The 17,279-nt window shown below is 25.6% G+C and carries 10 protein-coding genes; 7 read left to right on the top strand and 3 right to left on the bottom strand.

Annotated elements, in window-relative coordinates:
- Window positions 1–1,536: 1,536 nt before the first annotated feature.
- Window positions 1,537–2,361, bottom strand: a complete 825-nt coding sequence (gene djlA, locus K0T98_RS02785; protein ID WP_225639332.1) for a co-chaperone DjlA — start codon at window positions 2,359–2,361, stop codon at window positions 1,537–1,539.
- A 1,271-nt stretch (window positions 2,362–3,632) separates the two neighbouring features.
- Between djlA and lptD the strand changes: the two genes are divergently transcribed.
- Together lptD and surA are read left to right on the top strand one after the other, a co-directional pair.
- Window positions 3,633–6,014 carry an LPS assembly protein LptD gene (lptD, locus tag K0T98_RS02790; protein WP_225639333.1) on the top strand — a complete coding sequence of 794 codons (2,382 nt, stop codon included), beginning with the start codon at window positions 3,633–3,635 and terminating at the stop codon, window positions 6,012–6,014.
- A 103-nt stretch (window positions 6,015–6,117) separates the two neighbouring features.
- Window positions 6,118–7,410, top strand: a complete 1,293-nt coding sequence (surA, locus tag K0T98_RS02795; protein ID WP_225639334.1) for a peptidylprolyl isomerase SurA — start codon at window positions 6,118–6,120, stop codon at window positions 7,408–7,410.
- A 989-nt stretch (window positions 7,411–8,399) separates the two neighbouring features.
- Here the strand turns inward: surA and pncB are convergent.
- Window positions 8,400–9,623 carry a nicotinate phosphoribosyltransferase gene (gene pncB, locus K0T98_RS02800; protein WP_225639335.1) on the bottom strand — a complete coding sequence of 408 codons (1,224 nt, stop codon included), beginning with the start codon at window positions 9,621–9,623 and terminating at the stop codon, window positions 8,400–8,402.
- Window positions 9,624–10,526: 903 nt separating this feature from the next.
- A complete protein-coding gene (locus tag K0T98_RS02805) occupies window positions 10,527–11,459 on the bottom strand; it encodes a Kdo(2)-lipid IV(A) acyltransferase (RefSeq protein ID WP_225639336.1) in 933 nt (310 codons plus the stop codon).
- 103 nt (window positions 11,460–11,562) lie between these two features.
- Between K0T98_RS02805 and hldE the strand changes: the two genes are divergently transcribed.
- The 5 genes from hldE to lptA all read left to right on the top strand — a co-directional run bounded on the left by hldE (window position 11,563) and on the right by lptA (window position 17,248).
- The gene (gene hldE / locus K0T98_RS02810) at window positions 11,563–13,023 is read left to right on the top strand and encodes a bifunctional D-glycero-beta-D-manno-heptose-7-phosphate kinase/D-glycero-beta-D-manno-heptose 1-phosphate adenylyltransferase HldE (RefSeq protein WP_225639337.1); all 1,461 of its coding nucleotides are present in this window, start codon (window positions 11,563–11,565) and stop codon (window positions 13,021–13,023) included.
- A 371-nt stretch (window positions 13,024–13,394) separates the two neighbouring features.
- Window positions 13,395–13,973: a D-sedoheptulose 7-phosphate isomerase gene (gene lpcA / locus K0T98_RS02815; RefSeq protein WP_225639338.1), complete on the top strand. Its 579-nt coding sequence runs from the start codon at window positions 13,395–13,397 to the stop codon at window positions 13,971–13,973.
- Window positions 13,974–14,619: 646 nt separating this feature from the next.
- Window positions 14,620–15,606, top strand: a complete 987-nt coding sequence (kdsD, locus tag K0T98_RS02820) for an arabinose-5-phosphate isomerase KdsD (RefSeq protein ID WP_225639339.1) — start codon at window positions 14,620–14,622, stop codon at window positions 15,604–15,606.
- A 543-nt stretch (window positions 15,607–16,149) separates the two neighbouring features.
- Entirely contained in the window at window positions 16,150–16,728 is a 579-nt protein-coding gene (gene lptC / locus K0T98_RS02825; protein WP_225639340.1) for an LPS export ABC transporter periplasmic protein LptC, read from the top strand.
- Window positions 16,697–17,248: a lipopolysaccharide ABC transporter substrate-binding protein LptA gene (gene lptA / locus K0T98_RS02830; RefSeq protein WP_225639341.1), complete on the top strand. Its 552-nt coding sequence runs from the start codon at window positions 16,697–16,699 to the stop codon at window positions 17,246–17,248. The genes lptC and lptA overlap by 32 nt, the downstream gene beginning before the upstream one ends.
- The last annotated feature ends 31 nt before the right edge of the window (window positions 17,249–17,279 follow it).

Below are 17,279 nucleotides of genomic sequence, written 5' to 3' on the forward strand. Positions count from 1 at the left end.
ATAAGTACAACTGCCTAATAATATAATATTTAATTTATACAAACTAAACATAATTTTATTATTTAATATATTAAATTCATTAGTATAATAGTACTAAATTATTATTAATAGTTATTAATAAAACTATAACACACAAACTTACTGATATAAGATCATATGCAACACTACACTTATATAACTAATTTATTAAATAATTTTTAAAAAAATAAAAATTAATTTTAATAAGTCTTAATAATAAAATTATTACTCATCTATGTATTAGTAGTGAATAATATTAAATTATTACCTTACTAATATATGTAGTATTATTGTAATAATAACTATATTAAATATTTAATATAGTTAATTACAATAATCTAAAATGATCTATTTAAATACAAATACGGTAAAATTTCATAATATTTATAAATAAAACTTAATAATATGTTGTACAATAATTATTGTATATTTTTAATAGTGTAAAAGTAGTATTTTAATACTTTAGTAATCAATAAATTATATATTATAAAGAATATCAAGCAAAATATATGATATTAGCATAGTTTTAGAGACTATTACTAAGTTTTTATTCGCTTAATTTATATTTATTTAAAATAAATATTTTATTATAAAAAATAATATCATAATGAATAATAATAATTTATTCCTAAAATATTATAAGAATAATTAGTAATTTTAAATATAATACTTAAGTCATTGTATATAAATATTAACTATTTAGTTTATATTATTAATATAAATACAAATACTATACAATCATTTATAAAAACTAATATATAAGATAATTATCTTATATAAACTTCATAATATAAAATTAATCTTATATCTTTTAAAATTTATTCTATTAATATTTTAAATTAAAAATTATTTATTCTTGATAATATGATTAAGATAAATAGATTTATTAAATCTAATTCTTTAAAATTATATAACATATACAGATTAATAATCTATATAATGTCTTTTTAGATTAAAAACTAAAATATAATTTTGTACACATATCCTAGTGTACTTAAGTCTATATATAAATATATATAGTTCTTGATCAAACTATTAATTAAATCACCGCAAATCAAAATTTATTATCTGCTATAAAATCAAAGTACTATGATCATTATGTTTGATACGATATTAGTAATGATATATTAAAATTTTAATAGAAAAAATTAGATTTTATTATCTTTTATTAACTGTAATGGATATATGCTAAATGTTTATTTAATTATTGTATTATCTTACAGTAAAATGTTTTTATATAGTAATTACTATATTTTAGCTTATAAGTACCCCCCGATAGAGCAAATATCTTTTTAGTGCCATTCATTGTAAAAGAAAAATTAAACTACCAATATAATAATATTAAATTATATAAAATAATTTTATTAGTATTTAAAATACTACGGATATTAAGTATAATAGTATTTAATATTATTTGTTATATTATAACATATATATTAACCATTTATATAGCATCTTTATAGTATCCTTTACTAACCTAAATTAAGTAAAAAATAAAAATAATATTGCAAAATAGTTTTACTTAAATCCTTTTTCTTTCTTTATAAAATCATAAGCAGCTTGAATATCTTGAGCTTTTTTCTTCGCCATCTCCATCATTTCCGGTGGTAAACCTTTTGCTACTAGCTTATCTGGATGATGTTCACGCATTAACTTACGATATGCTCTTTTAATAGTTGTAGTATTATCACTATATTTTAAACCTAAAACTTTTAAAGCATCTTCCAATGTAGGAATATTTTGGTACGAATTTCTAGTATATCCTTCCTTTTGTTGGCCGGTATTAAACTGACGACCCCCTTCCATCATGCTTATAAACTGATTAAATTGAATATGTGAAAAACCAAGTTCTTCCGCTATTACATACAGAATAGATCGTTCATTAGGATGTAATAGACCGTCAGCAAAAGCTGCCTGTAATTGAATTTCTAAAAACATGCGAATCAGTTCTGTACTATCAAAACATATACTGCGCAATTCTCTTAGTTTTTCCCGTAACATAAAATCTGTTTGTTTACCTTCGCGAAAAGCCTGTTGCGCGGATATTCGTGCAGAACCATGAAGATGCATGTGCTCCATTAATTTACTAGCAACATGGATGTCAGCTTCGGTAACTCTTCCTTTAGACTTAGTAAGATGCCCCATAATTTGAAACGTAGTATTAAAAAATACAGCTTGTCTTTGACTCTTACTATAACTCTGAGTGGAGAAATAATTACTACTTCTCGTATCACGAGATTTATCAATCATATTTCCAATAATAAGCCCTAATAGCACCCCCCAAAATCCAGTGCCTGATATAAGACTAATAAATACTCCAATTAATTTACCCCAACAATGCATATTGTCCTCAATTTATCATGCTGTAGGACATTACTTTATATATCATATCTATGATTCGTTTTTATGCTAAAATAATAGCAACTAAAATATATAAATTAATATCAGAGTAAGATATATGAAGTATTTTAGAAAAAAATGAAGCCTAGTTAGTTACTTTTAAGTTACGGTATGACTATATAATAAATATTATTAGTAATTCTTATTAAAATTACTGTCAGATTAAATAACTTATAATAACAATTCATTATATATATATACATGGTATATTGTAACATAATTTAATTAAAACAACGATCTAAAAGTTAGAATACCAAGCTATTACTTCTTTATTAGCCAATTAAGATGTAATCTTAATTCCATAACTTACAATAATAGCCTAAATATTATTCTACAACAAATATCAATATACTCTTATATATATTTAAATATAATGATATTATATCTTATAATTAATAGTTATCTGTATTAACTATCTATATTAGATAGATTATCTATCTAATATAGATAGTACTGAAATATTAATAGTAAATTATTTTAATATTAAAATAATTTAGCTTTATTTAGTAGATATAAAAATAATATCATAAGATTGTAATAATTAAATATTAATACGAATATAAGTTTATATCTTATACTATATATCGTACAAATCCAAAAACATATTAACTATATGGTTAATATTTACAATTATGGATATACTTATAATATATCTTATTACTTTTATAAGAAAAATTTAATGATATATTATGAATAAATAAATAAATCGCATATATCCTTGATATTGTATATTTAAGAAATATATATAACTACCTCTCCTAGAGACTCACTAAACAATCACTGAAAATATTTATTACCACTAAAAAATTTTAGGTAATATAAATACTAATATATGATATAATATTTTTTGCACGAAAGTTAAAAATATTATTAAATATTAATATTTAATAATATTAGCTTTATATCTTTTATGTGAAAAGTATAAAAATAAATAACCTACAGAAATATTTTCTAGTGATTATCTTAATTCCTAATATTAAACTTATAATACTAATTTAGTTTTATATTTTAAGACTTTATTATAGTAATACTTTATAAGTTAATTTTAACCTTATAATAAAATATATTTATAAAATTACATTAAAAATACTTATTAGCTGTATTATTAAATTATAGAATAATATTCTATTAATTTTAAAAATTAATTTATGGGTAATATAATTTCTAATTATTCACTACTAGATAATATTGATTATGGTACTTCTAAATAGCATATGAAAAAAAGTATTATAATATTAGTTGCCATTATAGCTTGGTTAATACCATATAGCCAGAGCGCTCTAAATAATATTATTGCACATGACACGCCAGAAGTATCATTATATAGTAAACCAATAACGGTACCAAACAATATTAATAATTTACCAATAAATATTCAGGCCAATAAAAGTTATGCTCAATATCCTAATAGTATAGTATTTAGCGGTAATGTGCATATAGAGCAAGGTAATCGTCAGTTAAATGCTGATCAAGTAAAGCTAGAACAAAAATTTTTTCAAAATCAACCCAATCCAATACGTACAGTAACTGCTACTGGTAACGTAAATTATTCAGATCAATATATAAAACTTCAAGGATCTAATGCATGGTCTAATTTAAACAATAACGACACTAATGTATGGAAGGCTAATTATGAATTTTTAGGTTATCAAGGTCGTGGTACTACTGATATTATAAAAACACGATCCCAAAATCGCTACACTATTTTAGAAAACGGGACATTTACCACATGTTTACCAGGCGATAATAGCTGGACCTTAGCTGGTTCTAAAATTATTCAGGATAATCAAGAAGAGGTAGCTAAAATATGGGATGCTTATTTTAAAATTGGTTCTTTACCAGTATTCTATAGCCCATACATTCAATTACCTACAGGTAAAAAAAGACGTTCTGGTTTTTTAATGCCTCATTTTAAATACTCTAAAAATCATGGTATTGAATTTAGTTTTCCCTGGTACTGGAATATAGCCCCATGGATAGATGTAACTATTACCCCACACTATATTGGGGATTATAGTTTACAATTACAAAACGAACTTCGTTACCTAAATGTTTTGGGGAGAGGGTTAATAGAGTTTAATTGGATAAATAAAAATAAGAAGTATGTTTATAACAGTTTAAATCAGAATAGCAATGCGATATTAGGAGATCATAAAAAACATTGGTTATTTTACTGGAATCATAACGGTATACTCCATCAGATATGGAATATTAATATTGACTATACAAAAGTTAGTAATCCTTACTACTTCAATGATATAGAATATAATCATGGATTAAGTACTAAAGGATATGCAACACAAAAAATATGCATGGGCTATAACGAATATAATTGGAATACTAGTTTATCCATCATAAAATTTCAAGTTTTTGGAATTAGCGATTTTTCTAACTCATATTTTGCAGAACCTCAATTAGATTTAAATTACTATAAAAATAATATAGGTCCTTTCCAGTTACACCTTTATAGTCAAATGGTTAAATTTACTAATCAAAATAATCATTACCCACAAGCTAATCGTTATCATTTTGAACCAACTTTATATATTCCTTGGCATACAGACTGGATAAATATTAATACCGAAATTAAATTACTTGCTACTAGATATAAACAAATTATTCCAAAAAGTTATTATATAATGAATCCATCATCTATAAATTTACATACTTTTGTTAATCGTATAATACCTGAATTTAAAATAGATGGTAAAATGATTTTTAACCGCAATATTAATTGTATTGGAAAATATACACAAACCTTAGAACCACGCGTTCAATATCTTTATATCCCTTATCGTGATCAAAGTAATATTAGTATTTATGATTCCACCCCATTACAAGTAGATTATAATAGCTTATTCCGTGACCGTATCTATAGTGGACTAGATCGTATACCGGCAGCAAACCAGATATCAACAGGATTAACAACACATATTTATGATGATGCATCAGTTGAATATTTTAATGCATCATTAGGACAGATATACTATCTTAATTCCTGGTGTACTAGTACTGAATACTTATGTAAAAAAACAAATCAAAAAAATGGTAATATAGTTTTAGCTAGTAATGCTTATTGGAGGATTAATGATAACTGGGGTATTCGTAATGATTTACAGTATGATACTTATTTACATAACTTATCATTAGGAAATGTAGTAATTGAATACCGTAAAAATACTAAAACTATAATACAATTTAATTACCGTTATGCTAGCCCTAAATATGTCACCACTGTAATACCACAGTATCATTATAAAAATCTTGATAATAAAGGGATTAGTCAAGTAGGTGCAATAGGTAATATTCCAGTAACTAAAAATTTAGCACTCATCGGAGAGTATTACTATAATACAACATCTAATAAAACAGTTAATTCTTTAATAGGTCTACAATATAAAACTTGCTGCTGGTCTATTGGTGTAAACTATGAGCATAAAATTACCCCTTGGGATATAAGCTCTTTTAAGCCAATTATACAGTATGATAATAAATTATCATTTACTTTCGCACTACGAGGATTAGAATCTCTCTATAATATAGGCGCAGTTAATATACCATATAAAGAAATGATGTTTTGCAAAAAATCTTTCTAAATTTTAAAAATTTGTAATATAATCATTACTTTATAAAAAATTACTATAAATAAACATAATTTTCTATTAACCCATAATAATAATTGTAATAAGTGGTAAAAATATGAAAATCTGGAAGATAATAATACTTATTACAACACTCTATATCGGTAATGTATATGCAGATTATAAAGTAGTTGATAGAATATCAGCCATAGTAAATAATAGTCCAATATTAGAAAGTGAAGTTAATAATCTAGTACAATTTATGAAACTATATGAATATAAATCTAGTCAGAAATTATATGAAGATACAACATTATATAAAAAAGCTCTAGAACATCTAATTATGGATCATATTCAATTGCAAATAGCAAAAAAAATAGGTATTAATATCAATAATAATGATATTAATAAAGCTATAACCCGAATCACCAAACAAAATAATATATCAGTTAATCAGATACATAAAATTTTATCTAACTATGGTATAAAATATAAAAGTTATCGTGAACAGATTAAAAAAGAATTATTAATTTTTGAAGTACATAATAATATCATTAGTCATAGGATAATTATATATCCCAAAGAAGTAGAGGATTTAGCAAAACAGATAAGTATGCAAAATAGCGAAAATACTGAGTTTAAACTGAGTGAAATAATTATATTATACCCTTTATCTCAACAAAATTTTTATAATGTTGAGAAAAAAGCTTCTATATTGCTCAATAAATTAAAAATAGGCTTAGATTTTAATACAATAGAAATGAACTATTTAAAAGAACATAAGTTTATAAAATTTTATCAAATAGACTGGTCTAGAATTCAAGAACTGCCATCAATATTCTCTTCTTCATTACAAACTGCTAAAAAAGATGATATTATTGGACCTATCCATTCTGATATTGGTTTGCATATCTTAAAGGTAGATAATATACGAGGTAGTCATAAGAAATTATATGTCACTGAATTTAATATACGTCATATTTTATTGCGCCCATCACCTCTAATAACTAATAAACAGGCATATATAAAACTTCAATCAGTTGCCCAACATATTAAAAACAAAATAATTACCTTCGATAAAGCTGCACGCGATCTCTCTCAGGATACTATCTCAGCACAAAAAGGTGGACATTTGGGTTGGATATCTGCAAATATTTATGATTCAGCCTTCTATAATACTTTAATAAAACTCAAAAAAGGAGAAATTAGCGAACCCATACACTCTTCGTTATTTGGATGGCATTTAATACAACTATTAGATACTCGTAGGGTTGATTATACTAAAGATGCTGAAAAAAATAAAGCGTATCGAATTCTATTCGATCGTAAATTTAATGAAGAAATGCAAACTTGGATGCAAGAAAAACGTGCTAGCGCTTACATTAAAATTCTTCATGAGAAGAGTTTATAAAATTAATTTTGTATGGTTAGTGTGACAACTAACTTATATCACTCTAAAATTAAGGGATATAGAGAATTATTTTATTAATCATTCATTGTATCCTAAGTAAGAGCATACTTACTATTTTTAGTAAAAATACAGATCCTAGATAAGATAAACTAAGATAAATGGAATTAGTTATATTAATCTTACTTAGATCAGGTAAGATTATAATCTTTCTTTATTATATTTGAAGCAACTTAATAAGTTTCTGTATTAAAATAATTTTTTACATATTTATATTAACTAATAATAAATTATTTGTACATACAATAGAAATTATTAATACATAAAATAACAAAAATAAAAAATACCTATTTTATAGTAAATTTAAGTTCTAGCAAAATATCAAAAGTTATATTATTTATTATAACTGAGCTGTAAGCTTATGGAATAGCCATATAGCTTTATTAGAAAATAGTACAACTAATGTATAAATAAATAACTTATTTCTTTTATTAAAGCATATAAATTATCCAAGTCATAATATTTATACCTATATGAATATTTCTATCTTTATTTTATCTAATAATTTCTATGAGATAGAATAAAGATATTTAAGAAATAAATACACTATATATTAAGGATATTAATAATAACTTATTAAATAATATATCTATTATAAACATTATATAATGTATACATATGATGTAATTTTTAACTTCTCTGTTATAAAAAACTTTTATTAAATAATATAGCGATATTACCAAACTAAATGATTTAACCTATTCGATAATAATTATTATTAAAGTTTAGTAAAAATTAAATTTTTATATAAATTTAGTTTTTTACTATAGTTGATTAAAGTAATTAATCTTTCTAGAAAAAATTAAAACAAGTTACAAAATAATTATTTATTAATATGTGAAGACTTATTTCTCAAAATATAAAATATAATATTGACTATGATTATTAATCATATCACAAAATAAATAAACTATTAATAATATTATTATAATTCAGTAAGCAAGGAAAGGTAAATTATCTTTATTTATAAGCGGTAAATTAAAAGCTTTGCGTAGAGTTTTTAAAAAATTTTTATCATAACAAATACTCTTACCTGGACTATCCGATAACTTAGCTACTGGTTGACCGTTACAAGTAACTAATTTAATGACAATATTCAATGGCTTTACATCTGGAATATCACAAGTCAAACTAGTACCTATTCCGAAAGCTAAGTTAATACGATTATGAAAATGACGATACAACTCTAATGATTTGCTTAAATCTAAATTATCAGAAAATACTAAAACTTTAGTCATAGGATTAATACCTAATTTTTGATAGTGATAAATAGCTTTCTCACCCCATTCAAAGGGTTCACCTGAATCATGCCGTAATCCTTTGTATATATTGGCAAAATACGCACTAAAATCTTGTAGAAATGCATCCATTGTGATACAATCAGTCAAAGCAATACCAAGCTGATCTGGATATTCAACTAACCATGTTTGAAGAGCATGGCGTTGACTATTTGCTAATATTGGACAAATTTGCTGGTGAGCCTGAAACCATTCATGTGCCTGGGTACCTATAGGGGTAAGATTTAACTCCCGAGCAAGCTTGTAATTACTGGTTCCAATAAACTGTAGAAAATCTGTCTTTAATACTTTAATAATTGCATGTTGTATCTTATATGAAAAACGTCGACGCGTACCAAAATCTATAAGTTTAAAACTAGTAAGATCAATGTCAGCGCTGAGCTCATTAAAAGCTAAAATTTTTTGATACAAATGGGAGACTGCTATTGCCGGTGTAATTAATGGAGATCGATACTGATGGACTACTTCACTAATAACAGCTAATAAAGGTACTTCCCACATCATTACTTCACACCAAGGACCAGTAATACGAATATTTAAATTACCGTCTTGATTATAACAATTGATATGCTTTAAATTAAAGCGAAAATTACGCAACCAGTTCAGATAATCTTTTTTAAAAAATGATAAAGAATTAAGATAATTATATTCTTCATCACTTAACGAAAGAGTGCTCATAAAAACTATTTGCTGCATAATACATTCAGAATAAATACCTAATAATTCATTGTTACGGCAAAAAAATTCTGCCGTAACAATTAAATTAAAATAATTATGAAAAACCGCTTGCTGCATATAAAATTTATAGGCATCAGTATCTAATAATGAAGTTAATATTTGAGAAATATTTTGAGTCATAATGCGTTAATACATTCTTATTAAGAATATAACAAGATTAAAGATAAGAAATATATTAAAAATAATATATATAATTATACCTACTATGAAATTTAATAACACCGTATAAATAATTATATATATAGCTCTAAAAAAGTCAGTAAACTTTATTATATTTTTACATAATAATGTTATTACATAAATTATATAATTAATAATTTAAATTCATTTTTTAATGATTCAATATTTATATAAATATCTACATAACACATCATAAAGATAATATAGTATCACTATATAATAAAAAATATTTTTATTACTTAAAAAACTAAAAATATTATATAATTCATATTATATAGATCATAATATATTACACAATATAAATACTATTAACATAAATGACATTAAGAAATATATACTTAATTAAAAGAATATGTGATTAAAATAGTTATAAGATAAGAATCTGTAAATAAGAATCAATCCTTTAGTATTTATAATAAAACATTTTATAATTTTTCAGTATATTAAGCTAAAATTTTAAATTACCTTAGTTATTACCATTAAATAATTAATTTTTAATAAGGTTAAATTTTATATAATTTATAATATACTAGATATAATCAATATCTAGGATAAAATGGAGTTAGCATATTTATGCTAATCTTAAATATTCATGATTAACTAAATTTATAATAAAATAAAAATAATGATTAATAGTTGATTAACAATACATAATGATATATCACAATAATTAACTATCCTTTACAACAACTACAGTAAGTGTAGTTATCCTCTGTATAGAGAGTAGTAGTCCTCTTTTAATTTATTTTAAAAATATTATAGAGGTTAATCATGGTATTTTAAAATTTTATATATCAGTACTTTAATTTCTAATAATTCCATTAAATAAAGATATTATATTTATTAATAACGAAAAGGCATACCCTTTGGGCTAGTTTTAAAACGACGATGCATCCACATATACTGACTTAAAGCACGTAAAATTTCTTGTTCAACTATTTTATTCATAGCCAACGCAGCTGAGGTTTTATTTTCCATTGGAAAATTTTCTAATCGCGGATGAATAATCATAGTATAACCGCTACCGTCTTCAGCACGAATTGTATTAAATAAAATAATAACTGGGTTGCTCATACGAGCTAAAATATAAGTACCAATAGTAGTCGCAGTTTCTTTTACAGCAAAAAAAGGAACAAATACACTGCTGTCTAACCCGTAATCATGGTCTGGTGCATACCAAACAATTTCTCCATCTTTTAATGAACGAATCATTGCCTTAACGTTTTTACGATCTAGCATATATTTATTAGAACGTAAACGCCCCCAAGTCTGTATCCAATTTAAAACTTGATTATCATTAGGGCGATAAACCCCTACACCAGGATTATAAATACCAAAAATACGAGCACCTAATTCTAAAGTCAAAAAATGCAATCCTATTAGAAGTACACCCTTTCCTCCCTGATGTGCTTTAGTAATATGTTCTAAACCCTTTACTTTACACCAATGGTTAATACGCCAAGTAGGCCAAAACCAAGCCATGCCAGTCTCAATTAGTCCCATACCTACAGATTCAAAATTTTTAACAACTATTTTTTCACGCTCATAATCTGACATTTCAGGGAAACATAATTCCAGATTACGCAAAACAATTTTTGCTCGGCGTTTCATAAATTTCATAGCATTTTTACCTAAACACTTACCTATTTTAAATAAAACTGGATAAGGAAATAATATTACTAAAAGATATAATAACCCTATCCCTATCCAAGTAAGCCAGTAACGTAGGTGGAGTAATTTGTATTCAAATTTTGGATAAATATGCTTATCAGTCATTATAAAAAATAACCTCACTTAAGAAATGTAAAACTCAATTATTATAAAATATCATCCTTTATGATAATATTACTGTATATAAAGTATATCTTGGAGTCTAGCAATGAAAATTACCCTACCTGATTTTCGTAATACTACTATATTGGTTGTAGGTGATGTTATGTTGGATCGTTACTGGTATGGTCCTACTAAACATATATCACCAGAAGCACCAGTACCTATTGTAAATGTATACACTATTGAAGATCGTCCTGGAGGTGCTGCTAACGTAGCAATGAACATCGCATCTCTTGGTGCTAACACCCATTTAATTGGATTAAGTGGTATTGATAATGCAGCACGAGTACTAAGAGAAAAACTTGGTACGGCTAATATAAAATATAATTTTGTATCCTTACCTACACATCCAACAATTATTAAATTACGTGTTTTATCTCGTAATCAACAGTTAATCCGTATTGACTTTGAAGAAAGTTTTAGCAACATTGACCCTAAACATATTTTTAAAAAAATTCAATGCATTTTACCAAAATTAGACGCTTTAATTTTATCTGATTACGCTAAAGGTACATTAAATTCAATACAAAATATTATTCACTCGGCACGTATAGCTAAAGTTCCCGTACTAATTGATCCTAAAGGTATAAATTTTGAACGCTACCGTGGTGCTACTATTTTAACTCCAAATATTTTTGAGTTTGAAACTATTGTTGGTCACTGCAGAAACGATATAGAGTTGGTTTCTCGTGGCTTACAACTTATGCGAAAATTAGAACTCACTGCGCTTTTAATCACGCGATCTGAACAAGGAATGACTCTATTACAACATAAAAAACCACCTTTACATATACCAACTCAAGCTAAGGAAATTTATGATGTTACCGGCGCAGGTGATACTATCATTAGTATACTAGCAACCTGTATATCTGCTGGTACTCCCTTAGAAGAATCTTGCTTCTTAGCTAATGTTGGAGCTAGTATTGTAATTAGCAAACTAGGTACCTCTACCATTTCTTTATTAGAACTGAAAAATTCTATTCTTAATCGTAAGGAAAAAGATTTGGGTATAATAAGCCAAGATAAACTAAAATATTATGTTTCTAATGCACGTCAACATGGCGAGAAGATAGTTATGACTAACGGCATCTTTGATATCCTACATGTAGGACACGTCTCTTATCTTACTAACGCACGTAAACTAGGAGACCGACTTATAGTAGCAGTAAATAGCGATGCTTCTACTAAGCGTCTTAAAGGGCAGGAACGTCCAGTTAATGTACTAGAACAACGTATGATCATGTTAGCTGCATTGAAATCAGTAGACTGGGTTATTTCATTTGAAGAAGATACCCCACAGCGTATAATATCTGAAATTTTACCTGATCTATTGGTAAAAGGAGGTGATTATAGCCAAAAAGATATTGTGGGAGGTAAAGAAGTCATAGCTGCAGGTGGTGAAGTGCGTATACTTAACTTTGAAAGTAATTTTTCAACCACTAATATTATTCAAACTATTTATAAAAATAATACTCAGCATCTTAAGAATAAAGATAAAACTAAATAAATAAAATAAGAACATATATTAACTTTTCTGAAATATATTAATTGTAGTTAATGATTTAATTATCATTATAGAATGTGTTACTCTACCTAAAATAATTAAATTATTAAAAATATTTAAATACATCAGTGATGAGTAATAAAAACTATTTTTGAGACAAATAGTTGATTAAAAATCATTTAAAAGCTAAGTCTATTAATACAATTGTATCTGTATATTTTTAAATTTATAAAATATTCTCGATATATATGTTTCGAATAAATACAGTATAACACTAAGTGTACTTAAACTAATAAATTACTTACAATAAATTTTGATTATTTTAAAATATACTTAATTATAATACTATTTCTATATAATAAATAAGGTATTAAATGTACTGCAATCTCATTCTTCAGGAACTAAATGAAGCAGCACTTAAGTTACAAAGTTTTATAAAAAACAGAAATAACCTTGATAATATTCAGCGCGCTGCCTTCCTAATTGTTAATTCTTTAAAAAATGGTGGTAAAGTACTATCATGTGGCAATGGTGGATCACATTGCGACGCCATGCATTTTGCTGAAGAACTAACTGGTCTTTATCGAGAAAACCGTCCTGGATATGCGGCAATTGCAATTTCAGATTCTAGTTATATCTCTTGCATTAGCAATGACTTAGGATACGAATACGTATTTTCTCGCTATGCTGAAGCTGTAGGATCTACAGGAGACGTTTTACTGGGAATTTCTACCTCAGGCAATTCTCGTAATATAATAAAAGCTATTAATGCTGCTCGAACTAAAAATATGAAAGTGATTACTATGACAGGTAGGGATGGAGGGTATATGGCAGGGCTAGCAGACGTTGAAATACGTGTACCACATTTTGGTTATGCAGATCGTATTCAGGAAATTCATATTAAAGCTATACATATAATGATTCAAATTATTGAGAAAGAGATGCTTAAATAATTTTATCTTATATTGTCCAATATTATCCTAAATAAGAGTAAAACAAATTATTAATATTTTATTTATATGACAATATAATAAAATTATATAATAACTAACATAAATAAAACAAATATTTTTAAGTCTAATCAATATTAGTAAATTGATATCAGACCTAATATATTAATTAATTTTAAAATTATAAAATATAGTATTTATTATATAATTATATTTTATTAATTTTCTATAAATTTTATAAAATAGTGAATATAACCACATGAAATATATAATCTTATTTAGACAATAATTTATTAAATTATTTGATTTATCTTATTTTAACTAAAATTTTTATAGTAAATGGTTAATCTTTAAAAGACTTAATAAATGATTATAGATTATTATTAATATAGCAATTTTATATATGTTTTATATTATTAAAAGTTATATATCTTTAATAAAAATTAAATAATATTAATGATAAATTAAATAAAATAAAATAAAATAGGAATAAATAGCATAATGTAATATACAGTGTACTATAAGTAAGCTACTTAGATATAATTTATCTAGTTATTTAATTAATAAATAATGAAAATTAAATCCGAGAAGTTAGGGGGGTAATAGTTATGCTACAAGTGCTTTTATACCCCTCTATAAAGGGGTATATATGTCATATTTAGATTTACAACCAAAATTTGACTTTCAACGAGTAGGAAAACAAGTAATTCTTATTGAAATAGATGGTTTATCTCAGCTAGATCAATATATTAACGAAGATTTTACTAATGCTTGTAAAGCTATATTAAATTGCTTGGGAAAGGTTGTCATAATGGGCATGGGCAAATCAGGCCATGTTGGACGTAAAATAGCTGCAACCTTCTCCAGCACAGGAACTTCATCTTTTTTTGTACATCCTGGGGAAGCAAGTCACGGTGATTTAGGTATGATTACTGCACGTGATATAGTATTAGCCATTTCAAATTCTGGGGAATCTCGTGAGATTCAAACACTCCTACCTATACTCAAGCGTCAAAAAACACAACTAATTTGTATGACTAATAACCTAGAAAGTTCTATAGGTAGAGCTACGGATATTCATTTATGCATTAAAGTACCACATGAAGCATGCCCTCTAGGACTTGTTCCCACAGCTAGTACTACAGCAATTCTAGCTATGGGAGATGCGCTTGCAATTGCAATATTACAGGCTCGTGGTTTTACCGCCGAAAATTTTGCACTTTCACATCCTGGTGGTACGTTAGGTCGTAAGCTATTACTGCATGTAAATGACATTATGCATACTGGCAATGAAATACCTAAAGTAAATAGAGATGCATCGTTACGTGACGCACTTTTAGAAATTACCAGAAAAAAACTAGGATTAACAGTAATATGTGATAAATGGATGAAGATAGAAGGTATATTTACTGATGGTGATCTCAGACGTATATTTAATACAAATATAGATTTAAATCATGCAAAAATTGCTGATGTAATGACATGCGGTGGTATTAGCATTCAATCAAATGTTTTAGCTGTAGATGCATTAAACCTAATGCAAGATCGCCATATAACATCGTTATTAGTAACTAATGGTAAACAACTAATCGGTGTAGTTCACATGCATGATATGCTACGTGCAGGTGTAGTTTAAAAAACTAAAATATTAGATTAAAATATAATAAATAAAAGTATTAAAAATTACTATTAATGCACGTTTCATTATTTTATTTATTAATCCTTTATTGCATTTTATTTTATGAAATATTTAGTACTCTTAAAAGAGTACAAGAATATTGCCTAAAATATTTTATTATATATAAAATATTACTTTATAAGAAGTATATTATAAAGATACAAAGTTAATAATATTAATAAGTTTATTAATATGATTGTAATATTAAATTTTTGATTTAAAAGATAATTAAATTAAATAATTTAATAAATTACTTAATCTTAAATATATATTACATAAAAGTTATAATATTATTAAGAATAATATATAGGTAATAACCTATATTTGCTTAACTAGTTGCAGGTATAGTGATTTAATATTAGACTTTATTATAATTACAATTTGATGGATTATAACAAACTGTACTATATGAATAGTATTCAGGATATACTCGGTATAATTAATAAGTTAATATATATTATAAGTTGTAAGATAAATCATCTTACACTAAAGAGGTAGCAAATGAGTAAAGCTACAATATATATAAACCTGATATTAATAGTTATTATAATAATACTTATTAGTTGGAATATAATAGATAATAATTCTAATAATTTTCCAATTTATATTGATAATAAAAAACCAACATACCGTAGCCAACATACTATCACTCTAGTGTACGATTCCTTAGGAAAATTAAGATATAAATTAGTAGCATTAGATGTTCAATATTATTCAAAGAATAAAATTAGTTGGTTTACTCAACCCTTACTAACTATATACGACAAAAATATAAAACAAACTTGGTTAATACGAGCTGATAAGGCAAAAATAACTGATAACCATATGCTTTATCTGTACGGTGGTGTAGAAGTTAATAGCTTAATAACGATCACACAGTTAAAAAAAATTACTACCCATAAAGCGCAAGTAAATTTATTAACCCAAGGAATAAGTTCTAATGATACAATAACGCTTTATGGAATAAACTTTATATCCCGTAGCGTAAAGCTACGGGGAAACTTGCAGGAGAAAACTTTAAAACTGATTGACAAGGTTCATACTTATTATGATATGCAAGCAAAAACAAAAAATATTTAGACTTATAGTTATAGGTATAACTATACTAATAAGCTTTTCAGCACTATCCCTACAAGGAGATACAGACCAGCCAATTCATATAAATTCATCTCAGCAATTTCTAGATGTACAAGGTAATTACGTAACTTTCACGGGGGACGTAGTTGTGAAACAAGGGACTATAAAAATAAATGCAGATAAAATTATAGTTATACGTCCTAATAATATCCATGGAAAAGAAATAGTTGAAGGTTATGGTAGTCCTGTTATATTTTACCATATACAAGATAATGGTAAAACTCTGTACTGTTATGGATATAAGTTACGCTACGAACTAGAAAAAGATTTAGTTAGTCTGATTGGACATGCCTTTTTGAAACAAATTGATAGTAGTATCAAAGGAGATAAAATTACTTATCTAGTTAAGAAGCAACGTATAGAAGCTTTTAGTAATAAAGGCAGTTGCGTGACAACAACATTACTTCCTACTCAATTACAAGATACAAAGTTCAACGCATCTTCAACTAATAAAAATAAATAGTGTCATACAAAATAATACTATTATCATACAA

This window comes from Candidatus Profftia sp. (ex Adelges kitamiensis) (genome assembly GCF_020342455.1).
In the GTDB taxonomy this organism is placed as follows: domain Bacteria; phylum Pseudomonadota; class Gammaproteobacteria; order Enterobacterales; family Enterobacteriaceae; genus Profftia.